A 22013-nucleotide genomic window follows, 5' to 3' on the forward strand; every position below is an offset into this window, starting at 1 on the left:
ATTTGCCTCCCGCCTCTGTCCACAAAGCGGGCAATCGCGCTGCACTGCGGCATGCGCCGCTTGCACGTTTGTGTACAAACGGTATCGTCGCGACGTAGAATTTTTGCGGCCGCGTGGTCGCAAGGTTGGGAACGAGGATGACGCAGACACCGATCCGCCTCACTGTGAACGGCAGGATCCACGACGTTACTGCGGCGCCGCAGACGCCGCTGCTCTATGTGCTGCGCAACGATCTCGAACTCAACGGCCCGAAATATGGTTGCGGCCTCGGCGAATGCGGTACCTGTACTGTCCTGATCGACGGCAGCGCCGCGCGCTCCTGCGTCATCCCGATCAGCGGCTGCGCCGGGCGCGACATCGTGACGCTCGAAGGCCTCGGCACACGCGATCGGCCGGATCCCGTGCAGCAGGCCTTCATCGACGAGCAGGCAGCGCAATGCGGCTATTGCCTCAACGGCATGATCATGACCACCAAGGCGCTGCTCGCCATCAACCCGCACCCCAGCGAACAGGAAGCACTGGCGGCGCTGCGCTACAATCTTTGCCGCTGCGGCACGCATGTCGAAATCTTGCGCGCCGTGATGCGCGCATCTAGCCAGCTCGCCGAGGCCGGTGATTGATGGCCTCGCCTCTCTCGAACGAATCCGCGCGGCATTCCGGTTCGCTCGTCGTCGCCCGCACGCTCGACACGGGTGCATCCGAGACGTTCGTCCGGATCACCGCCGATGGTTCGGTTAGCGCCTATAACGGCCATGTCGATCTCGGCACCGGCATTCGCACCGCGCTCGGTCAGATCGTCGCCGAAGAGCTCGACGTCTCCTTTGCGCGCGTCGTCGTGGTGCTCGGTGACACCGCAGTTGCGCCGAACCAGGGCGCGACCATCGCCAGCGAGACCATCCAGATCACCGCCGTTCCCCTGCGCAAGGCCGCCGCGCAAGCGCGACACTTCCTGATCGCGCGTGCCGCTGAACGGCTGGAGCTGCCGGTTGCCGAGCTGAGGATCGAGGACGGCCTCGTCCGCGGGCACAACCGCAGCGTCAGCTATGGCGAACTGATCGGCGATGAGACGATCCGTCTCGAACTCGCCGACGACGTCGTTGTCAAACCGGTCGGCGACTATGCCATCGTCGGCCAGTCCGTGCCGCGCGTCGATCTGCCGGCGAAGGCAACCGGCGAGCTGACCTTCGTCCACGACATCCGCGTGCCCGGCATGCTGCACGGGCGCGTGGTGCGTCCGCCCTATGCCGGCGTCGATGCCGGCCCGTTCGTCGGCACCAGCCTGATCGCGGTCGATGAATCCTCGGTCCGCGACATTCCCGGTCTCGTCGCCGTCGTACGCATCGGCGACTTCGTCGGCGTGGTTGCAGAGCGCGAGGAGAATGCGATTCTGGCGGCGACGCAGCTCAAGCTGAGCTGGAAGCCGACGCCCACCCTGCCCGATCTCGCAGATGTCGAGAAGGCGCTGCGCGCCAATCCGTCGGCGCCGCGCACGCTGATCGACAAGGGCGACGTCAATTCGGCAATCGCCGCCGCGGCCAAACCGATGCAGCGCACCTATGTCTGGCCCTACCAGATGCACGCCTCGATCGGTCCGTCCTGCGCGGTCGCCGACTTCCAGCATGGCAACATCCGCGTCTGGTCCGGCACCCAGAACCCGCATCTGCTGCGCGCCGACCTTGCGCTGCTGATCGAGCGGCCGGAGAGCGAGATCGAGGTGATCCGGCTGGAGGCTGCCGGCTGCTATGGCCGCAACTGCGCCGACGATGTCACGGCGGACGCGCTGCTGCTGTCGCGCGCCGTTGGCCGCCCCGTGCGCGTGCAACTGACGCGCGAGCAGGAGCACGCCTGGGAGCCCAAGGGCACCGCGCAGCTGATCGACGTCAATGGCGGGCTGAACGCCGATGGCGGCATCGCCGGTTACGATCTTGCCACACGTTATCCGTCGAACGCCGCGCCGACGCTTGCGCTGCTGCTGACCGGGCGGATTTCGCCGGAACCCGACGTACTGCAAATGGGCGACCGCACCGCGATCCCGCCTTACGACTACGACCACATGCGCGTCGTCGCCCATGACATGGCGCCGATCGTGCGCGCGTCCTGGTTTCGCGGCGTCTCGGCACTGCCGAACACGTTTGCGCACGAATCCTATATCGACGAGCTCGCGACCGAGGCCGGCGTCGACCCGATCGAATATCGCCTGCGCTATCTGAAGGAACAGCGCGCCGTCGATCTCGTCAATGCGGTCGCCGAGCGCGCGGGCTGGACGCCGCGGCCGGTGCGGCAGGACAAGGACGGCGAAGTCGTGCACGGGCGCGGCTTTGCCTATGCGCTCTACGTCCACAGCAAGTTCCCCGGCTATGGCGCGGCGTGGTCGGCCTGGGTCGCCGACGTCGCGGTGAACAAGACGACCGGCGATGTCAGCGTGACGCGTGTGGTTGCAGGCCAGGACTCCGGATTGATGATCAATCCGGACGGCGTGCGCCACCAGATCCACGGCAACGTCATCCAGTCGACCAGCCGCGCGCTGATGGAAGAGGTCTCCTTCGAGCGCGGCGCGGTGGGAGCGCGCGAATGGGGCGCCTATCCGATCATCCCCTTCCCCGACGTGCCGAAGATCGACGTGCTGATGCTGCCGCGGCCGGATCAGCCGCCGCTCGGTGTCGGCGAGTCCGCGTCCGTGCCGAGCGCGGCGGCGATTGCGAATGCGATCTTCGATGCCACCGGCGTGCGCTTTCGCGAGCCGCCGTTCACGCCGGAACGCATCCTCAAGGGGTTGCACGGCGAGGCGGCGGTCGCGCCGCAAGCCTTGTCGGCACCTGCGGCGACACCGCCGTCACGGACCCGGCAGAATTCATTCGCCAAGCGCGCCGGCATCTTCGCGACGATGGCCGCGCTCTGCACGGCCGCGATCGGCATCGGCGCGGCACTACTGCCCGGCCGCGCCATCGCGCCGATCGCGCGGCCCGATGCGTCAGTCTATTCGACCGCGACGATCGCGCGCGGCCAGCAACTGGCGGCGCTCGGCAATTGCGCTGAGTGCCACACCACAATCGGTGGCACGCTCAACGCCGGCGGCCGCGCGTTGGAGACGCCGTTCGGCGTGATCTACAGCACCAACATCACCCCCGACGTCGAGACCGGCATCGGCGCCTGGTCCTATCCGGCCTTCGAACGCGCGATGCGCGACGGGCTTCATCGCGACGGACGCCAGCTCTATCCCGCCTTCCCTTACACGCATTTTGCCAGGACGAGCGACGCCGACCTCCAGGCGCTCTACGCCTACCTGATGGCGCAGCCCTCGGTGCGCGCGACGGCGCCGGCAAATACACTCGCCTTCCCGTTCAATCTCCGCCCACTGCTCGCCGGATGGAATGCGCTGTTCCACCAGACGCGCGAATTCAAGCCTGATCCAGCGAAGTCCGAGCTCTGGAATCGCGGTGCGTATCTCGTCGAAAGTCTCGGCCATTGCAGCGCCTGCCATTCGCCGCGCAACTCGCTCGGCGCCGAGCAGCGCAACGCCTATCTCGCCGGCGGCTTTGCCGAGGGGTGGGAGGCGCCGCCTCTGACCTCGCTCTCGCATGCGCCGATTGCGTGGAGCGAGGACGAACTTTACGCCTACTTGCGTACCGGCCAGTCGCGCTTTCACGGCGTGGCGGCCGGCCCGATGGCGCCGATCGTCAGGGATCTCGCCGCCCTGCCCGACCAGGACATCCGCGCCATGGCCGTCTATCTCAATTCGTTCAACGACACCGCGATCAATACGCAGACGCAGGATGCACTCGCCGCGAAGCTCGAGAGCGCGACGCAGGTCACGATCGCCTCATCCACCGGCGCGCGGCTCTACCAGGGTGCCTGCGCCGTCTGCCACGAGGTCGGTGGCCTGCCGCTGTTCGGCAGCCGGCCCTCGCTTGCGCTCAACAGCAATTTGCACAGCAAGGCGCCGGACAATCTCGTGCAGGTCATCCTGCACGGCATCGCCGAGCCGGCCTCCAGCGATCTCGGCTACATGCCCGCCTTCAAGGACAGCATGAGCGCCTCGCAGGTCGAGGAGCTCGTCACCTTCCTGCGCAAGCAGTTCGCGCCGGACAAGCCGGCTTGGACCGGCGTGACGGAGACGATCGCACGCGTGCGATCGTCTATCCACTAAACTAGGGGTGCTTCTTGACCTCCACCGGCGGCGTGCCGTGGGTGTGGAAGGACTCGATCGTCTTCAGTCCCCATGCCTGGCCCTTCTTGCGCTCCTCCTCCGTCCACACAATCGGCTTCCAATCGGGAGCGAGGATGAGGCGTGCGCCGGCATTGGCGACTTCGACGCGGTTGCCGCCGGGCTCATAGACGTAGAGGAAGAAGGTCTGCTGGATCGCGTGCTTGTGCGGGCCGGTCTCGATATAAACGCCGTTTTCGAGGAAGATGTCGGCGGCGCGCAAGATCTCCTCGCGGCTGTCGAGCGCGTAGGTGACGTGATGGAAGCGGCCGGGCACGCCGGAATGGTCGAGCGAATAGGCGAAATCGTAGCTCTTGTTCGACATCGTCAGCCACATCGCCGCTTCCCGTCCGTCATTGAGCACGATCTGCTCGGTCAGGCGACAACCGAGATAGTTCTCGAAGAACTCGCGGTTCGCCTTGATGTCGACGGCGAGGCAGTTGAGATGATCGAGACGGCGGACGTTGACGCCGCGCGCGGGAAAACGCTGCGCCTGGTTCTTCAGCGCCGGCTTCAGCGCCGGCGGAGCCTGATACCATTCGGTCTCGTAATAGAGCTCGACGATGTGACCGTCGGGATCGCGGCAGCGGAAGGTCGGCCCCTGCCCCATGTCGCCGTCGATCCAGCCGATATCGAAGCCTGAACCTTTCAGCGCCGCGACGCGGCGTTCCAGCGCCTGCTGGCTGCGCGCGCGCAGCGCCATGTGGCCCATGCCCGAGGTCTTCGACGCCGTCAGCTTCAGCGAATAGCGCTCATAGTCGTCCCAGCCGCGCAGATAGACCGACTCGCCCTTCTGTCCGCTGACGGTCATGCCCATGACGTCGATGAAGAATTTCAGGCTCTCGTCGGGCTTGGGCGTCAAGAGTTCCATGTGGCCGAGATGAGCGAGATCGAAAATCGGTTCGGGCTGCATGGTTTCCTCCAAGGCAAGACGTGCAATCCGCAGCATCGGATCGCGCAATCGGGCGCAGGGCGCAACGACAATGCGCGCACACCCGGGGCGGCGTGGTCGCCGGCTCATTTGTACTAATGTACAAATGATTAGGTCCCGTCAACAAACAGAACCGCCCTCCGCGATCCCGCCGGCCGCGCCAGCTCGGCACGCAAGGCCATCGGCCGACTGCTCGAATGGTAAAATCTTCCTTAACGTCTTCGGAGCGGCCGGCCTGGAAAAGCAGCATTTTCCGGCCGATTCTGCCGACAAGTATGCATTGGGAACAAATGTTTTGGCCGAATTGTCGCAGATTTAACGAAGCGCCCGCGCCTACCGTTTAACAGTTTGTCCAGTGACCGCTCGCATAGTCGGGGGCAAACCCTTGTTCTTGCCAGGTTCATCCATCGTGACATCCTTTGGACGCGTGATTTCGGTTCGCGGATCGCTCGCCCGGGTCGGGCTTTTGGCGGCCAACCAAATGTCGATCTCGGAGGTACGTGCGACCGTCGGCCGCTTCGTCAGCATCCGCTGTGGGAACTCGATCATTGTCGCCATGATCACCGAAGTCTCCTGCGAGAATTTGTCGAGCGCCAACAACTACATCGCGATCGCCTCGGTCGACCTTCTCGGCGAAATCCTCAACGCCAGCGACAAGCCCAAATTCCAGCGCGGCGTCACCAACTATCCGACCATCGGCGATGCCGTCGAGCTGATCACGAGCCAGGAGCTGCGCACGATCTACGCGCCGACCGGCTCGGACCAGATCAATGTCGGCTTCCTCCAGCAGGACCGCTCCGTCGTCGCCTATGTCGACGTCGAGGAAATGCTGTCCAAGCACTTCGCCGTGCTGGGATCGACCGGCGTCGGCAAGTCGACCGGTGTGTCGCTCTTGCTCAACGAGATCCTGAAAGCACGCCCGAACCTGCGCATCTTCCTGCTCGACGTGCACAACGAGTATGGCCGCTGCTTCGGCGACCGCGCGCTGGTGCTCAACCCGCGAAACCTGAAGCTGCCGTTCTGGCTGTTCAACTTCGAGGAAATCGTCGACGTGCTGTTCGGCGGCCGCCCCGGCGTGCCCGAGGAGCTCGACATCCTCGCTGAAGTCATCCCGATCGCCAAGGGCGTCTATACGCAGTACCAGAACGCCGATCGCATCGGATTGAAACGCGTCGATCCCAAGCACGTCGGGTTCACCGTCGACACGCCGGTGCCGTACCGCCTGGTCGACCTGATCTCGCTGATCGACGAGCGCATGGGCAAATTGGAAAACCGCTCCTCGCGCATCGTCTATCACAAGCTGATCTCGCGCATCGAGGCGGTGCGCAACGATCCGCGCTACGCCTTCATGTTCGACAACGCCAATGTCGGCGGCGACACCATGGCCGATGTGATCAGCCATCTGTTCCGCCTGCCCGCCAACGGCAAGCCGATGACGGTGATGCAGCTCGCCGGCTTCCCGGCCGAAGTGATCGATTCCGTCGTCTCGGTGCTCTGCCGCATGGCCTTCGATTTCGGCTTGTGGAGCGACGGCGTCTCGCCGCTCTTGTTCGTCTGTGAGGAGGCCCACCGCTACGCCTCCGCCGATCGCAACATCGGCTTCGGGCCGACCCGCAAGGCGGTGTCGCGCATCGCCAAGGAAGGGCGCAAATACGGCGTCTATCTCGGCCTCATCACCCAACGCCCCGCAGAGCTCGACGCCACCATTATCTCCCAGTGCAACACGCTGTTCACGATGCGTCTTGCCAACGACCGCGACCAGGCGCTGCTGCGCGCCGCGGTGTCGGACGCGGCTGCGAACCTGCTCTCCTTCGTGCCCTCGCTCGGCACCCGCGAAGTGCTGGCGTTCGGCGAAGGCGTCGCGCTGCCGACCCGGCTGCGCTTCAAGGAGGTGCCGCCGCACCAATTGCCGCGCGGCGAAGCCACCATCAGCAGCGTGCCCTCCGTCACCTCCGGTCACGACATGCATTTCGTCAGCGCCGTGCTCGAACGCTGGCGCGGCGCCACCTCGCAGCGCGACGCGCCGAATGATCCGGTATTCGCGGCGCCGCCCGCGAAAACACTGTCCAGCTTAGATGCCCCGATGCTGCAACCGTCGATGGGCCTCGACCCGGACCGCTTCTCGCTGTTGAAGAAGCCGCTGCGGTAAGGGAGCGGCGCGGTTTCTGCATTCCCTGCTGTCATGCCCCGCGAAGGCTGGGGCATCCAGTACGCTGCAGCTTCTCCGTATCCCATCGCTTTCTCTGGAATACTGGATCGCCCGCCCCAGTGCGCAATTGCGCACAAGGCGGGCGATGACAGCCAGAGTGAGGCACGCGCGTTCCCCAGTCTCGTCATTGGGAGCCCGGTCCCATCGACCGGCCACGTTGAGCACGGTGCCCGCATCGACTATGTTTGCCGTCCCGATCCGGAAAACATGCCAATGACAAAGCCCCAACGCTTTCCCGCTCCCGCGCTTAACACCCTGCCCGAGGATATCCGGACGCGCCTGCTCGCCGTACAGGAGAAGAGCGGCTTCGTGCCGAACGTGTTTTTGACCCTGGCCTATCGGCCCGACGAGTTCCGCGCGTTCTTCGCCTATCACGACGCGCTGATGGAGAAGGACGGCGGCCTCACCAAGGCCGAGCGCGAGATGATCGTGGTGGCGACCTCGGCGGCCAATCAGTGCCAGTATTGCGTGATCGCGCATGGCGCGATCCTGCGCATCCGCGCCAAGAACCCGCTGATCGCCGACCAGGTCGCGGTGAACTACCGCAAGGCGGACATCACGCCGCGGCAGAAGGCGATGCTCGACTTCGCGATGAAGGTGTCCGCCGACGCGCAGCGGATCTCGGAGGACGATTTCGCCGCGCTGGGACCCCACGGCTTCAGCGACGACGACATCTGGGACATCGCCGCGATCTCCGCCTTCTTCGCGCTGTCGAACCGCTTGGCCAACTTCACCGGCATGCGGCCGAACGAGGAGTTCTACTTGATGGGACGCCTGCCCAAGCAATAATCGACAAGAAATGACCGACGAGCAATGACCGAGTTCGACTGGTCCGAGATCCTGCTGCGCCTCGGCGTTGCCACGCTTGCAGGCGGCGTGATCGGGCTGGACCGCGACCTGCACGGCAAACCGATCGGACCGAAGACGCTCGGCATCGTCGGCCTCTCCACCGCCACCGTCGTGCTGCTGGCCGTGCAGTTCGCCGAGCCGGGCAAGATCTCCGACGCGGCGAGCCGTATCATCCAGGGCATCCTCACCGGCATCGGTTTTCTCGGCGCCGGCGTCATCGTGCGCGAAAGCCAACGTTTCCGCGTCCGCGGGCTGACGAGTGCAGCCTGCGCCTTTCTCGCCGCCTGCCTCGGCATCGCCTGCGGCGTGGGACAATGGAAGATCGTCCTGATCGCGCTGGCCCTCGCCCTCGTGCTGCTCACGGTCGGCCGTCCCATCGAGCGTTGGGTGCACCGCCTGTTTGGCGGCAACGATGATCCCATTTGAGTCCGAGGCATCACCGCCAGAGCGACGCGAGAGCAGACATTCCAGAACGACCGGGCTCCACGTCGTCACCGGCGCTCGAGACGATGAGATCGGGGATCCTCCTCGCGCTTTAGATTATTGTTGGAGCACGACCTTTTCGAAAAGCCGTCGCATGCGTGTTCGCATCGCGCGCCAACAATCACGCGCCGACATCGCCTCGATGTAATCGCTGCGACGTACACGTGTCGCCGCGGCGTCACATGCGCGTCGTCGGCGACGCTCGATAATCGCCCCCGCGTTGCAAACCACATCCGCGCTGGAATCGCGCTGCGAACATTGGGGCACCCATATGAAGAAGAGGACTTTTTTATCCCTGATATCGGCGATATCACTCGCCACATTGCTCGCCAGCGTTGCGGCGCCGGCGCGCGCCGACGACAATGATCGCGACCAGGACTTCGGCAACTCCCGCAATCAAGACCGCGGCGGCGGCCATCATGGCCGCAAGTCGCCGCAAGTCGTGCTGATCTCGCTCGACGGCGCCAAACCCGATTTCATCAAGCAATTCATCGAAGAAGGCGTGCTGCCGCGTGACGGCGGCCTGGCGCGGCTGAGCCGCCACGGCGCGGTGGCGCTGCAAAACGTGACGGCATCGCCGTCGCTCACCGCGGTGTCGCACATCGAGATCGCCACCGGTTCGACTGCCGTCCACAACGACATCCCGTCGAACACCTTCCAGGCGACCGTCGCACCGATCTCATCGAGCCTCAGTGGCTTCGCAGCTCCGATCGGCGGCTATCAAGAGAGCCCGCTCGGGCCCACGCCGTACCCGACGGCGGCGCCGCTGTGGGTGCAACTCCGCCAGCAGGGCAAGAAGGTGGCCACCGCGACGTGGCCTGGCGGCGACGGCGCCGATATCGCGATCAACGGCACGGTGGTGCAACCGGCCCAGCCGACCCGTGTCACCAATTACACCGTGCCGTTCGGCGCGTTCGGCGGCATCGGGGCCCAGGGCTTTTCGCTGTCCCAGTCGGACTTCGCGCCCGATCCGGCAGTCGTCGCGGGACTCCAGGCGGCCGGCCACTTCTCGTTCAGCCCGGTGCTGGCGACGTCGACGCCGATCGAGACGTTCTCCTGCTCCGCGGCGCCGACTGCGACCTGCACCAGCGCGTCGACGCTCGACGTCAAGTATGCGATCCGGGTGGCGGCGATCGACACCACCAATGACAACACGGTGAACTACGATACCCTGGTGTTCTTCGACGCGACCAAGGGCATTACGCCTGGACCGTTCCACGCGCCGTCGACCGGACCGGCCTACGCCAAGTTCGGCGGCGAGAATGCGCCGTTCTTCTTCGAAGGCAGCGGCGCCAAGGTCGGGGCCGCCTACTTCGTCTCGCAGCTTTCGCCCGATCTTTCGGTCGTGCGTTTCGCCCGCTATGGCGCCAACTTCATTCCGCGCAACACGCCGGTGCTGGCCGACGTCGATGACATCAACAACAATATCGGGTTCTGGCGCCCACAGGCCGATTTCCGCATTCCGGAGCGGCTGAGCCCGGGCTTCACCAATTTCCCCGACGTCGAGATCGAGACGATGTTCGAGGACATGGTCAAGACCTTCGTGCGCTACCAGGCCGAAATCGGGGTGCGCGCGATCGAGAACAATCCCGACGCCGACCTGGTCATGGTCTATATCGAGCAGCCCGACGGCTCCGAGCATCAATTCCTGCTCACCGATCCCCGCCAGGGCACCAACCCGAAGGATCCGAACTCGATCGGCGCCAACCAGGATCCCGCAAAGGTCGCCCGTTACGCGTCGTACGTCCGCTTCGCCTATCAGACCGCCGACAAGGCGGTGAAGCGGATCGCCGATGCGGCCGAGCCGGACAGCAACGTCATCGTGGTGTCGGATCACGGCTTCGCGCCGTTCCACACTTCGGTCAGCATGACCAACATCCTGCGCAATGCCGGCATCGACACCAGCAAGGTGGCGATCCGCACCTCGGGTCCGGCCGCCAACATCTACATCAACCTGCAGAACCGCGAACTGGGCGGCACCGTCGATCCGGCGACTTATAAAGCGCTGCTTGCTCAGATCACCGACGCGGTGAAAAACGCGGTCGATCCGAACCCGAAGTTCAACTTCTCGCTCGACAGCGGGAAGATCTTCACCGTGGTCGAGACCCGGCCGCTGCAATGCGAGGCCGGGACTGGGCTGTGCATGAGCAAGACCATCGGCCAGGATTTCGGCGATGTGTTCGCGCTGATGGCGCCGGGCTATAATTTCGACGGCATCCAGAGCCCCGGCGTTGCCCGCCTCGGCGATGCTCCGTTCAATGCGGCCACGACCACGCTGTCGATGCCGAACTTCTACGGGGCCCATGGCCATGATCCCGAACTGCCGGTGATGAGCGCGACTTTCATCGCCGCCGGCCCGCAGATCGAGAAGACGACAATCCGGCGCATGCACAACCTCGACGTGGCGCCGACCATCATGCGGATCCTCGGCGTCAAGCCGCAGCAGGTCGACGGCGAGGTGCTGCGCGAAATCCTGCGCTGAAACAGGCCGCGATCCTTCAAGCTCAGCCGATGGGCGCCGACCCGCGCCCATCGGCTTTTTCCAAGCCGCAGCGCCAGCAAGACTCCACGCTCGCGCAGCGTCGAAACTATCGCCGGATAATCAACTGCGCCCGGAGCGGCCCCCAGCCTATCACCCCTCCCAGGCTGGAGCCGGCCTCATCGGCTCAGAGTCCTAGTCATCGTCCGCCGGTCCGCACCAGCCGGGCAGATAGATCGCGTCCTTGCTCTTGGCGGCCGCCATGGCCTTCTCGAGCGCCTTGTCGAAATTGGCATCCACCGCCTTGCGCGACAGCTGTCGGCGCAAGAAGTCGGCCCACAGGAATTCGGAAAATGGCGTGGTGTCCTTGGCGAAGCCGCCCATGCGGCGGAGCTCGCCGGCGAGGCTGCGGTAGGGATCGTCCTTGAGGTCGGCGACGGATTTCGGCAGATCGCGGAACGGCCGCCGCTCGCCCTTGGCATCGTACGGATAGACCCAGCGCTTGTTGTCCATCACGCCCCAGAAAGCTTCGCGCTCGACCATCCTGAGGTCGCCGATGACCGTGACCAGCACATCCTTGACGCCCTCGTCGTGCAGCGCGCGACCGAGATGGTGGTGGTCGACGACGTAGTAGCGCTCGTCCGGCCCGTGCACGACCGGGATCATGTGGGTGCCGAGCATCTCGGACTGCTTCTTCTTGGCGTGCTCGCGCCAGCGCTTGCGCTTCTCCTTGACCTCGCGCATGCCGACCGTCATCTGCGTCGGCCGAAGCGACAGGATCGGCACCGGATGCACTCTGGGCTCGCGCGCGTGGGTGGTGGTCATGATCGAAGGCCCCCTTGGATGGTTGCGATTGGCCGCTTGGGATACGGCGGACTATGCCATGAGCCCCGCGGCGGCAAAATGCGTAAGGCCTGCGCAGACTGATCAAAAAGCCGATGTTCACGGGAATGACAGGCGCAGCTTCGTGTTGTTGCAACGCAACCGTGTATCCGTGGCCCCAGGACGGCGGCGGGTTCCGCGTACGTTCGAAGTCTGATGAAGGATAATGCGAACGCACAAATGCACGTGCGCGTTGAGAAGATTTTCTGCAACGTCTGAAGTCCCTGTGCTATCTAAAATCGCTGCTTCGGAGTGATCCCCCGCGCCATGAAAACCCAGCGGCCCATAAGCTCGGACGAGGAGCACCGGGTGCTCCAGTTCAGGCCGCGCACCTCGCCCTCTCCGTCGGTCCGGCGAGGCAATGGGACGGTGCAGCCGCTGCGCGCAGCCACACCCGAACCGCTCGACCTGTCGCGCTACGAGCAGCCCCGCGAGGAGCCGGACGACTTCCGCCATCGCATGCTCGCCAACATTGCGGCGCTTGCCTTCACGATCGCCCTGACCGCGATCGGAATCTGGCTCGCGGTGAGCATCGCCGACCTGCGCCGGACCCAGGACTGCGTGCTCATGGGCCGGCGCGACTGCGTCAAGATCACGACGCCGCATATTTAGGCGCCCGAACACCGCTCCGGCCCCGGTCTGGACCCCTGTGACAGGCATCCCCAGGGGGAGCCCTCGGCCCTGCCCGGCTCCATTGAACTCGGGGCGGCGCTCCGATATACGGGCAATCGACCCGGCCAGAGGGGGGTTTGAGGGCGTCATCTGGGGCGCGATGCCCGCCCACCATGCCACTCTGGAACAATCTGACAAATACCGCAATATATCAAAGGCTTAGTGATGTCCTCCACATTCGATCAGGTCGCCACGATCATCGCTGAAACCTGCGACATCCCGCGCGACACGATCACGCCGGATAGCCACGCTATCGATGACCTCGGCATCGACAGCCTCGATTTCCTGGACATCGCGTTCGCGATCGACAAGCAGTTCGGCATCAAGCTGCCCCTGGAAAAGTGGACGCAGGAGGTCAACGACGGCAAGGCGACCACTGAGCAGTATTTTGTGCTGAAAAACCTGTGTGCGCGCATCGACGAACTGGTTGCGGCCAAGGGCACGAGCGCCTAATCGCGCAGCCATGCAACTCGAATACTTCCACATGATCGATCGCATCGTCGACCTCAACGTCGACGAGAAGAAGATCGTCGTCGAAGCGCAGGTTCCGAAGGAGAGCACCATCTTCGAGGGGCACTTCCCGGGCTATCCCTTGATGCCCGGCGTGCTCCTGATCGAATCGATGGCGCAGGCTTCCGGCTGGCTCCAGCTCGGCGTGTTCAAGTTCGAGCGTATGCCGATCCTTGCCGCCGTGAAGGAGGCCAAGGTCCGCGGCTCCGTCTTCCCCGGCGATCTCATGAGCATCGAGGCGAGCCTTGCCCATGAAGGCTCGGGCTACGCCATGACCGAAGCCAAGATCAGGGTCGGCGGCAAGCTGCGCGCGAATTCGACGCTCACCTTCACGCTGATCCCCTTCCCCAATGCGGATATGCGCAGATATATGGACGCGATCGCAAAGCGCGTCGGCTTTCCGCAACAGGCCGATTCGCCATGACTGAGAACTCCGCTACGAAGCCCGGCCAGACGGAAGTCTGGATCACCGGCATTGGCCTTGCCACCTCGCTCGGCGAGGGGCTGGACGCCAACTGGGCCGCTCTCGAGGAGCGGCGCATCAATGTCGACGAGAAGGGCTTTGCCCCCTACGTCGTGCATCCGCTGATGCCGGTCAGTTTCGACAGCCAGATTCCGAAGAAGGGCGACCAGCGCCAGATGGAAGCCTGGCAGCGCATCGGCACCTATGCCGCCGGGCTGGCCCTGGATTCTGCTGGAATCAAGGGCAACAAGGACATTCTCGCCAAGATCGACATGGTGGTCGCCGCCGGCGGCGGCGAGCGCGATCTCAACGTCGACAGCGGCGTGCTGACGGCCGAGGCCAGGGGCGCCAATGCGCCCGGCTTCCTCAACGAGCGGCTGATGAGCGACCTCAGGCCGACGCTGTTCCTGGCCCAGCTCTCCAACCTGCTCGCCGGCAACATCGCCATCGTGCACGGTCTCGGCGGCACCTCGCGCACCTTCATGGGCGAAGAGGTGGCGGGCGCGGATGCCGCGCGCATCGCGCTGGCGCGAATCGCCTCGGGCGAGAGCGACATCGCGCTGGTCGGCGGCTCGCACAATGGCGAACGCAAGGACTTGCTCGTCCTCTACGAATTCGGCGACTTCAACCTGAGGGACAAGTTCGCGCCGGTCTGGGCGCGCAAGGACCACGCCGGCTTCGCACTCGGCTCGGCCGGCGCGTTCCTGGTGCTGGAGTCCAGGGCGCACGCCGAGGCCCGCGGCGCAAAGCCGTTCGCAAAACTCACAAGCGTGGTCGCCGATCTCGCCAGGCGCAAGCAGCCGGGTGACATGGCCGCAACGCTGGAGCTGCTGTGGTCGAAGCTGCCCAAGCGTGAGGGCAAGGGCGCGATCATCAGTGGCGCCACCGGCGCGGAGCCGGCGACGTCGGAGGAGAGAAGCTTCCTGAAGGCCCACGCCGACTTCCCGGTGCGTGCGACCGGCACGATGTTCGGCCACACCATGGAAACGCAATTTCCGCTCGGCATTGCACTCGCCGCGCTGTCGATCTCGCGCGGGGCGCTGTTCCCGCCCAACGATTCCACCGGGACCGAGATTGAAATGCAGGGGGCGCCCACCCAGATTGTGGTGGTGGGAGCCGGACACTGGCGCGGCGAAGGCATGGCGCTGGTGGAGGCGGTCAGCTAACTCAAGCGGGGGAAACATGACTGCACCACGCGACAAACTCGGACGTCCCGTCGTCGTCGTTACCGGCATGGGCATCATGACCTCGCTCGGCGCCGGCAAGGCCGACAACTGGTCGAAGCTGGTCGCCGGCGAATCCGGCATCCGCACCATCACGCGCTTTCCGATCGACGGCCTGAAGACCACGATGGCCGGCACGGTCGATTTCGTCAGCGTCGATCCGTTCTCCTCCACCGCCCTCTCCGAGCGGATGGCTGAGATCGTCACGGAGGAAGCGCTCGAGCAGGCCGGCATCGGCGCCAAGGGCGATTTCCCGGGTCCCCTCTTCCTGGCGGTCGCGCCGGTCGAGGTCGAGTGGCCGCAGCGCTGCGAACTCGGCCGCGCCGTCGGCAAGCAGGACATCAACTACGACGATCTCCTGCGCATCTCCGGCGGCGGCAAGTACAGCGCCTATCATCACCGCTTCATGTTCGGCTCGGTGGCCACCCACCTCGCCGAGGCTTTTGGCACCAAGGGCTCGCCGATCTCGCTGTCGACGGCCTGCGCCTCGGGCGCGACCTCGATCCAGCTCGGCGTCGAGGCGATCCGCCGCGGCGAGACCGATGCCGCGTTGTGCGTGGCGACCGACGCCACGGTGAACCCGGAAGCGCTGGTGCGCTTCTCGCTGCTCTCGGCGCTGTCGACTCAGAACAATCCGCCGCAGGCAGCCTCCCGCCCCTTCTCGAAGAACCGCGACGGCTTCGTCATGGCCGAGGGCGCCGGCGCGCTGGTGCTGGAAAGCTATGAAGCCGCAACTGCGCGCGGCGCAAAGATCCTCGGCGTGATCGCCGGCTGCGGCGAGCTCACCGATTCCTTCCATCGCACCCGCTCCTCGCCGGACGGCAAGCCGATCATCGGCTGCATGAAGAAGACGCTGGCCGACGCCGGCATGGAGCCGGGCCAGATCGACCACATCAACGCCCACGGCACCGCGACGCCCGAAAACGACAAGATGGAATTCAACACGACCTCGGCCGTGTTCGGCGAGCTCGCGCAGAAGATCCCGGTCACCTCGAACAAGTCGATGGTCGGCCACACCATCTCAGCGGCCGGCGCGGTCGAGGCGATCTTCTCGCTGCTGACGCTCGAGCATCAGCGGATTCCGCCGACGATCAACTACGACAATCCGGATCCCACGATCCTGTTCGACGTCGTCGGCAACAAGGCGCGCGATGCCCGCGTCGCCGCCGTGATGTCGAACTCGTTCGGCTTCGGCGGCCAGAACGCCTCGCTGATCCTGACCCGCGAACCGGCCTGACCGGACGCATGGCGCGGCTTCCGGCGAGCATGAAGGCCCGCGCGCGGGAGGCTGCCAAATCGCTCAGCGGAAGCCTGATCGGCGCGGCGACCGTCGCCATGCTGCGCACCACGCGCTATTTCGATCCGGTGAAGACGTCGGATTTCTTCTCGCGCGTCACCCGCCTGATCGGCCCGCTCCTGCGCGAGCACCGCATCGGCCGCGCCAACCTCGCAGCCGCGTTTCCGGAAAAATCACCCGAAGAGATCGAACAGATCCTGATGGGCGTCTGGGACAATCTCGGCCGCGTCGGCGCCGAATTCGCCCATATCGACAACGTCTGGAACTATGATCCTGACCGTCCGGAAAAGACCCGGATCGAGCTGACGGAGCGCAGCGTCGAGCTGTTCGACCAGATCAGGAACGACGGCAAGCCGGCGCTGATCTTCACCGCGCACCTCGCCAATTGGGAATTGCCGGCGCTCGCCGCGGTGGCGCATGGGCTGGATACCGCGATCCTCTATCGCCGGCCGAATATCGCCTCCGCCGATCGCATCATCCAGGAGATGCGCCAGGTCAACATGGGCGCGCTGATCCCGGCGGGGCGCGACGCGCCGCTCCGCCTTGCGCAGGCGCTGAAGGACGGCAAGCACGTCGGCATGCTGATCGACCAGTATCTGACCGCCGGTGTCGAGGTCACCTTCTTCGGCCGCAAGACCCGCGCCAATCCGATGCTGGCGCGCCTCTTGCGCCAGGTCGAATGCCCCATCCACGGTGTGCGCATCATCCGCCTACCCGGCCACCGCTTCCGCGGCGAGTTGACGGAAGAAATCCCGCCGGTGCGCGATGCCGACGGCAAGATCGACGTCCAGGGCACGACGCAGGCGATCACGAGCGTGGTGGAAGGCTGGGTGCGCGAGCATCCGGAGCAGTGGCTCTGGCTGCACCGGAGATGGCGGTAGTTACTCCGTCATTGCGAGCGCAGCGAAGCAATCCAGGATCTTTCCGCGGAAACAGTCTGGATTGCTTCGCTGCGCTCGCAATGACGAGATTGGGGCACGTGCGCACCCCATATTCCGCTGTCATCGCCCGGCTTGACCGGGCGATCCAGTATCCCAGAGACGGTGACGAATACGGAGAAGCCGCGGCGTACTGGATGCCCCGCTTTCGCGGGGCATGACAGCGAGGGTTAGGAAGTGGCTTGCACTCCTGACGCACGCTTCGCATCGAGAGCTGTGTTAGGCCTGATTGCCACGATGCAGTTTTGCCGGTGTTTTGCCCGACAAGTCAAATGACCGGAGCCTGACGAAATCAGGCTCGATCGTTGCCGTGAAGGAAGTGCGCTCCCTCTCCCGCTTGCGGGGGAGGGCTGGGGTGGGGGTGCTTCCGCAATCGAGATTCCCAATGTGGAGAGAGCCCCCACCCGACGCTTCGCGCCGACCTCCCCCGCAAGCGGGAGAGGTTGAGCGAGACCGTGGCCAGATCAATTCAGCCCAAAGCTATTCCGGCTCGTCCGGGCGGTTCACTTCTCGCCGCTCGCGAGGTGCTTCAGGTTTTTGCGCCTGCGGGTCGATTAAACCAAACCCCATCCCGACTTAGGCACCGCCACCGGCGGTAACCCGCAGGTGGCGGTTCTACTTTGCATGGGGTTGTTTTGCAGAATTTGGTTGCCGCGTTGAATCAGGGATGGCGGCCGCCCCTCTACCGCCCCGTCTTCACCTTGGTCCAGAGCCGGTTGATGATCCGCTGCGTCGCCGGATCGCGGGCGGTGATGACGAACAGTTTTGCGAGCGTCGCCTCGTCCGGATAGATGTTCCTGTCATTCAGGATTTTTGCATCGACCAGCTTCTGGCTGGCGAGGTTGCCGTTGGCGTAGGACAGGAAGTCCGAGTTCTTGGCGGCAACGTCCGGTCGGTAGAGATAGTTGATCAGCTCGTAGGCTTCCGCGACGTTCTTGGCATCCGCTGGGATTGCGAGATTGTCGAAGAACATCTGCGCGCCCTCCTTCGGAATGGCGTAGCCGATCTCGATGCCGTTCTTGGCCTCCGTGGCACGGGCGCGGGCCTGCATGATGTCGCCGGACCAGCCGACCACGAAGCAGATCTCGCCGGTCGCGAGCGCGCTCAGATATTCGGACGAGTGAAACTTGCGCACGGACGGGCGGACCTTGGCGACGACGTCGGCAGCCTTCTCCAGGTCGGCCTGCTTGGTCGAGTTCGGATCGAGCCCGAGATAGTTCAGCGCCGCCGGAAAGTTGTCGTCGGCGGAATCGAGCATGTGGACGCCGCAGTCTTTGAATTTTGCCAGGTTCTCCGGCTTGAAGACGATGTCCCAGCTGTCGATCTTGGCGTTCGGGCCAAGGATCTGCTTCACCTTGGCGACATTGTAGCCGATGCCCGTCGTGCCCCACATGTAGTTGGCAGCGTAGACGTTGCCGGGATCGTAGGTGGCAAGGTGCTGGTTCACCATCGGCCAGGCGTTGGCGAGGTTCGGCAGCTTGGACTTGTCGAGCTTCTGGAAGATGTTGGCCTTGATCTGGCGCTGCAGGAAATAGGCCGTGGGCACCACGACGTCATAGCCGGACTTGCCGGCCATCAGGCGGGTCTCCAGCGTCTCGTTGGCGTCGAAGGTGTCGTAGACCACCTTGATGCCGGTTTCCTTGGTGAAGTCCTCAAGGACGCCCGGCGCCATGTAGTTCGACCAGTTGTAGAAGTTGACGACGCGCTCCTCCGCCCCTGCGGGAGCGGAGAGCAACGTCAGCGCTGCGGCGATTGCAAGACCAAGGCAAAGCCTGGAGCGGCTGACGTTCGTCATCTCAGGTCTACCTCTTGCGCCCGCGCACCGCGTCCGACAGCCGCTCCAGTGCGGTGTCGAGCGTCTGGTCCTTCTTGGCAAAGCAGAAGCGCACCACCGACGTCACCGGGTCCTTCTCGTAGAAGGCCGACACCGGGATCGCCGCGACCTTGTAGTCTTTCACGATCCGCCAGCAGAACTCGGTATCGCTCTCGTTGAGCCCGAGCGGCGACAGGTCGACGGTGAGGAAGTAGGTCCCTTGCGACTTCAGCACGGGGAAGCCGAGGCTCTCTAGTCCCTTGGTCAGGCGGTCCCTGCTCCGCGTCAGATCCTTGCGCATCGAGAGGAAATAGTCGTCGGGCTTGCCGAGGCCATAGGCGACGGCGGCCTGCAGGTTCGGCGCGGTGGTGAAGGTCAGGAACTGGTGCACCTTGGCCGCGACGCGCAGCAGCGGCGGCGCGGCGCAGACGAAGCCGATCTTCCAGCCCGTGAGCGAGAAGATCTTGCCGGCCGAGCCGACCTTGATGGTGCGCTCGCGCATGCCGGGGATGGTGATCAGCGGGATGTGCTTGTGCTCGTCGAAGGTGACGTGCTCCCAGACCTCATCGCAGATCGCGATGACGTCGAACTCCTGGCAGTAGCGCGCCAAGAGCTCAAGGTCCTCGCGCGGATAGACCACCGCGGACGGATTCAGAGGATTGTTGAAGAGCACCGCCTTGGTCTTTGAATTGAAGACGCTTTTCAGCATGTCCTCATTCAGCCGCCAGCCGGGCGGCTCGAGCCGCACCAGGCGCGGAATGCCGCCGGCCTGGCGGATGATCGGCAGGTAGGAATCATAGACCGGCTGGAAGCAGACCACCTCGTCGCCGGGCTGAACCACGGCGAGGATGGCGGAGGTCAGCGCCTCGGTGCCGCCGGAGGTCACCATCACCTCGCTCATCGGATCGAGCTTGAGGCCGTGCCAGTGGGCGTAATGGGTCGCGATCGCATGGCGCAGCTCCGGGATGCCCATCATCGACGGATACTGGTTGTAGCCGTTGAGCGAGGCATCGGCCGCGGCGCGGCGGATGTCCTCCGGACCCGGATCGTCGGGAAAGCCCTGGCCGAGATTGATCGCGGCATTGTCGCGCGCGGCCTGCGACATCGCCTCGAAGATGGTGACGGGAAGGTCTGCGAAGACCTTGTTCAGCGAGGAGCTCTTGGTCGTCATCGGTCGGTTCAGCCGCCGACCTTGGTGGGAAGACCCACCGCCTTCCAGCCGAGTATGCCGCCCGCGAGATGCTTGTCGTAAGCAAGGCCCGCCGCCTGCGCCGCGAGCGATGCCGTCACCGAGCGCTTGCCGGAGCGGCAGGCGAACACAACCTCCTTGCCCTCCGGATCAGGAATCGCCTTGGGATCGAAGGTCGAGAGCGGCACCACGACGCCGTAAGGGTAGGCCTCGGCGGCGACCTCGTTCGGCTCGCGCACGTCGACGAGCAGATAGCGCCCTTCAGAAACACCCTTGGAGACCTCGTCCGGGGTCAGATCCTGTACCTGGTTTGCCAAATCATCCTCCAACGTGCGAGCGTCCGGCCGGGTCGATCCCGGCCGGCGGCAACCTTGCCTCTCGGCTCACGAAAATCAAGCGCTACAATGGCTTGAGCTGAGCCCTGCAGGTTAAAGCTAAATCGCAGGGACTTGAAGTATGGCTTTCAGGATGCCCGAAACTCCTGCTTCACCTCTCACCACTCATTCGGTGTCATTCCCCGCGAAAGCGGGGAATCCAGTACGCCGCGGCCTCACCGTATCCCCTCGCCGTCTCTGGAATACCGGATCGCCCGGTCAAGTGTGCGGACCGGGGACATGGGTAACACCGTTCGGAGACATGGGTAACACATCGACGGCATGGAAGGGCTTGGGAGGGCCGACATGCCGTGGCGCGAGGTGTCACTCATGGACCAGAGGAAAGAGTTCGTTCGATTGTTCCGGCAGGCGGACGTGAACCGGCGGGAGCTGTGCCGTCGCTTCGGGATCAGTCCGAGGACCGCGTACAAGTGGCTGGCTAGGGCGACCGCGGCAGAGGCCGTCGAGAAGGATTGGGCTCAGGACCAGTCGCGGCGGCCGCATGTCTCTCCGGCGCGAAGCGCGGAGGCGATCGAAGCGGCCGTCTTGGAGGTACGAGACGCGCATCCGACATGGGGCGCCCGCAAGATTCGCCGTCGCCTGGAGGATCGGCAGAAGAGCGTGCCTGCGGCCTCGACGGTCCACGCGATTCTAGCCCGGCATGAGCGCGTCCCGCCGCCTGCACAGCCGGCGCAATACATCCGCTTCGAACACCCGGCTCCTAACGACGTCTGGCAGATGGACTTCAAGGGACGCTTCCCTCTGGGCGACCGGCAGATGTGTCACCCGCTCACCATGGTTGACGACCATTCCCGTTATGCCTTGTGCCTGCAGGCCTGCACCAACGAGCAAAGTGAGACGGTCCAGCAGCATCTCGAACGGACGTTTCGCCGCTACGGCCTGCCCAATGCGTTCCTGGTCGATAACGGTGTGCCCTGGGGCACGTGCTCCGAAGTTCGATGGACCAAACTTCGTGTCTGGCTGCTCAAGCTGGGCGTCGACGTCATCTATGCCCGCCCCTATCATCCTCAGACCAAGGGAAAGAATGAGCGCTTCCACCGCACGCTGAAGACCGAAGTCCTGTCCATGACAACGTTCAGAACCACGCGCGACTTGCAGAAGGCATTCGACCGCTGGCGGCACGTCTACAATACCGAGCGGCCCCACCAATCATTGGACTACGACGTCCCGGCGAACCGGTATCGGCCAAGCTCCCGTTCATTGCCAAGCAAGCTGCCCGAGCCCGAGTACGAGGAAGGAGCAATCGTGCGCAGGGCCAGTCAGCTCAAGGCCAACTTACGCTTCGGCAAGCAGCGCTGGCGCGTTCCGGAGGCCTTCCGGGGCGAGCTTCTGGCCATCAGGCCACTCGCCACGGATGGTCAGTTCGGCGTCTACTTCGGAGCCCATCAAATCGCATCCATCGATCTTCGAGGTGATGCAAAATGAATGTGTTACCCATGTCTCCGAACGGTGTTACCCATGTCCCCGGTCCGCACA

18 protein-coding genes are annotated in these 22013 nt (G+C 64.6%); 13 read left to right on the forward strand and 5 right to left on the reverse strand.

Annotated features, from left to right (window positions below; genetic code table 11):
• The first annotated feature begins 137 nt into the window (after positions 1-137).
• A complete protein-coding gene (locus AYJ54_RS17485) occupies positions 138-620 on the forward strand; it encodes a (2Fe-2S)-binding protein (RefSeq protein WP_063700457.1) in 483 nt (160 codons plus the stop codon).
• Positions 620-4147: a molybdopterin cofactor-binding domain-containing protein gene (locus AYJ54_RS17490; RefSeq protein ID WP_063700459.1), complete on the forward strand. Its 3528-nt coding sequence runs from the start codon at positions 620-622 to the stop codon at positions 4145-4147. Before AYJ54_RS17485 ends, AYJ54_RS17490 begins: the two co-directional genes overlap by 1 nt.
• A 1-nt stretch (position 4148) precedes the next feature.
• On the opposite strand, the gene AYJ54_RS17495 is transcribed toward AYJ54_RS17490, so the two are convergent.
• Positions 4149-5117 carry a catechol 2,3-dioxygenase gene (locus AYJ54_RS17495; protein ID WP_063700565.1) on the reverse strand — a complete coding sequence of 323 codons (969 nt, stop codon included), beginning with the start codon at positions 5115-5117 and terminating at the stop codon, positions 4149-4151.
• Between the two features lie 427 nt (positions 5118-5544).
• On the opposite strand from AYJ54_RS17495, the gene AYJ54_RS17500 reads away from it, so the two are divergent.
• From AYJ54_RS17500 to AYJ54_RS17515, 4 genes are all read left to right on the forward strand, one after another.
• The gene (locus AYJ54_RS17500; protein ID WP_201724202.1) at positions 5545-7284 is read left to right on the forward strand and encodes an ATP-binding protein; all 1740 of its coding nucleotides are present in this window, start codon (positions 5545-5547) and stop codon (positions 7282-7284) included.
• A 273-nt stretch (positions 7285-7557) separates the two neighbouring features.
• Complete coding sequence (locus tag AYJ54_RS17505; RefSeq protein ID WP_063700462.1) at positions 7558-8133, forward strand: peroxidase-related enzyme; 576 nt, start codon at positions 7558-7560, stop codon at positions 8131-8133.
• Between the two features lie 24 nt (positions 8134-8157).
• Positions 8158-8619, forward strand: coding sequence for an MgtC/SapB family protein (locus tag AYJ54_RS17510; protein ID WP_063700465.1), 462 nt, complete (start codon positions 8158-8160; stop codon positions 8617-8619).
• Between the two features lie 328 nt (positions 8620-8947).
• Complete coding sequence (locus tag AYJ54_RS17515; protein ID WP_063700467.1) at positions 8948-11158, forward strand: alkaline phosphatase family protein; 2211 nt, start codon at positions 8948-8950, stop codon at positions 11156-11158.
• Positions 11159-11350: 192 nt separating this feature from the next.
• Here AYJ54_RS17515 and AYJ54_RS17520 read toward each other — a convergent pair whose 3' ends face one another.
• Entirely contained in the window at positions 11351-11980 is a 630-nt protein-coding gene (locus tag AYJ54_RS17520; RefSeq protein WP_063700469.1) for a ParB-like protein, read from the reverse strand.
• 324 nt (positions 11981-12304) lie between these two features.
• Here AYJ54_RS17520 and AYJ54_RS17525 point away from each other — a divergent pair, with 324 nt between their 5' ends.
• The 6 genes from AYJ54_RS17525 to AYJ54_RS17550 all read left to right on the forward strand — a co-directional run bounded on the left by AYJ54_RS17525 (position 12305) and on the right by AYJ54_RS17550 (position 17083).
• Entirely contained in the window at positions 12305-12649 is a 345-nt protein-coding gene (locus AYJ54_RS17525) for a hypothetical protein (RefSeq protein ID WP_063700471.1), read from the forward strand.
• A 225-nt stretch (positions 12650-12874) separates the two neighbouring features.
• Entirely contained in the window at positions 12875-13162 is a 288-nt protein-coding gene (locus AYJ54_RS17530; RefSeq protein ID WP_063700473.1) for an acyl carrier protein, read from the forward strand.
• Positions 13163-13172: 10 nt separating this feature from the next.
• Positions 13173-13643: a 3-hydroxyacyl-ACP dehydratase FabZ family protein gene (locus tag AYJ54_RS17535; protein ID WP_063700475.1), complete on the forward strand. Its 471-nt coding sequence runs from the start codon at positions 13173-13175 to the stop codon at positions 13641-13643.
• Positions 13640-14848 carry a beta-ketoacyl-ACP synthase gene (locus tag AYJ54_RS17540; protein ID WP_063700477.1) on the forward strand — a complete coding sequence of 403 codons (1209 nt, stop codon included), beginning with the start codon at positions 13640-13642 and terminating at the stop codon, positions 14846-14848. Before AYJ54_RS17535 ends, AYJ54_RS17540 begins: the two co-directional genes overlap by 4 nt.
• A gap of 16 nt (positions 14849-14864) precedes the next feature.
• A complete protein-coding gene (locus AYJ54_RS17545; protein ID WP_063700479.1) occupies positions 14865-16142 on the forward strand; it encodes a beta-ketoacyl-ACP synthase in 1278 nt (425 codons plus the stop codon).
• A gap of 8 nt (positions 16143-16150) precedes the next feature.
• A complete protein-coding gene (locus AYJ54_RS17550; RefSeq protein ID WP_063700482.1) occupies positions 16151-17083 on the forward strand; it encodes a lipid A biosynthesis lauroyl acyltransferase in 933 nt (310 codons plus the stop codon).
• Positions 17084-17822: 739 nt separating this feature from the next.
• Here the strand turns inward: AYJ54_RS17550 and AYJ54_RS17555 are convergent.
• Genes AYJ54_RS17555 through AYJ54_RS17565 form a run of 3 tightly spaced genes read right to left on the reverse strand, consistent with a single transcriptional unit; the run spans position 17823 to position 20459 of the window.
• Positions 17823-18935 carry a polyamine ABC transporter substrate-binding protein gene (locus tag AYJ54_RS17555; protein ID WP_063700484.1) on the reverse strand — a complete coding sequence of 371 codons (1113 nt, stop codon included), beginning with the start codon at positions 18933-18935 and terminating at the stop codon, positions 17823-17825.
• A 7-nt stretch (positions 18936-18942) separates the two neighbouring features.
• On the reverse strand, positions 18943-20124 hold the full coding sequence (locus AYJ54_RS17560; protein ID WP_063700486.1) for an aminotransferase: 1182 nt from the start codon (positions 20122-20124) through the stop codon (positions 18943-18945).
• Positions 20125-20132: 8 nt separating this feature from the next.
• On the reverse strand, positions 20133-20459 hold the full coding sequence (locus AYJ54_RS17565) for a rhodanese-like domain-containing protein (RefSeq protein WP_063700568.1): 327 nt from the start codon (positions 20457-20459) through the stop codon (positions 20133-20135).
• 363 nt (positions 20460-20822) lie between these two features.
• Between AYJ54_RS17565 and AYJ54_RS17570 the strand changes: the two genes are divergently transcribed.
• Entirely contained in the window at positions 20823-21962 is a 1140-nt protein-coding gene (locus AYJ54_RS17570; protein ID WP_063696331.1) for an IS481 family transposase, read from the forward strand.
• Positions 21963-22013 lie beyond the last annotated feature (51 nt).

The sequence above is a fragment of the Bradyrhizobium centrolobii genome (genome assembly GCF_001641635.1).
Classification (GTDB): domain Bacteria; phylum Pseudomonadota; class Alphaproteobacteria; order Rhizobiales; family Xanthobacteraceae; genus Bradyrhizobium; species Bradyrhizobium centrolobii.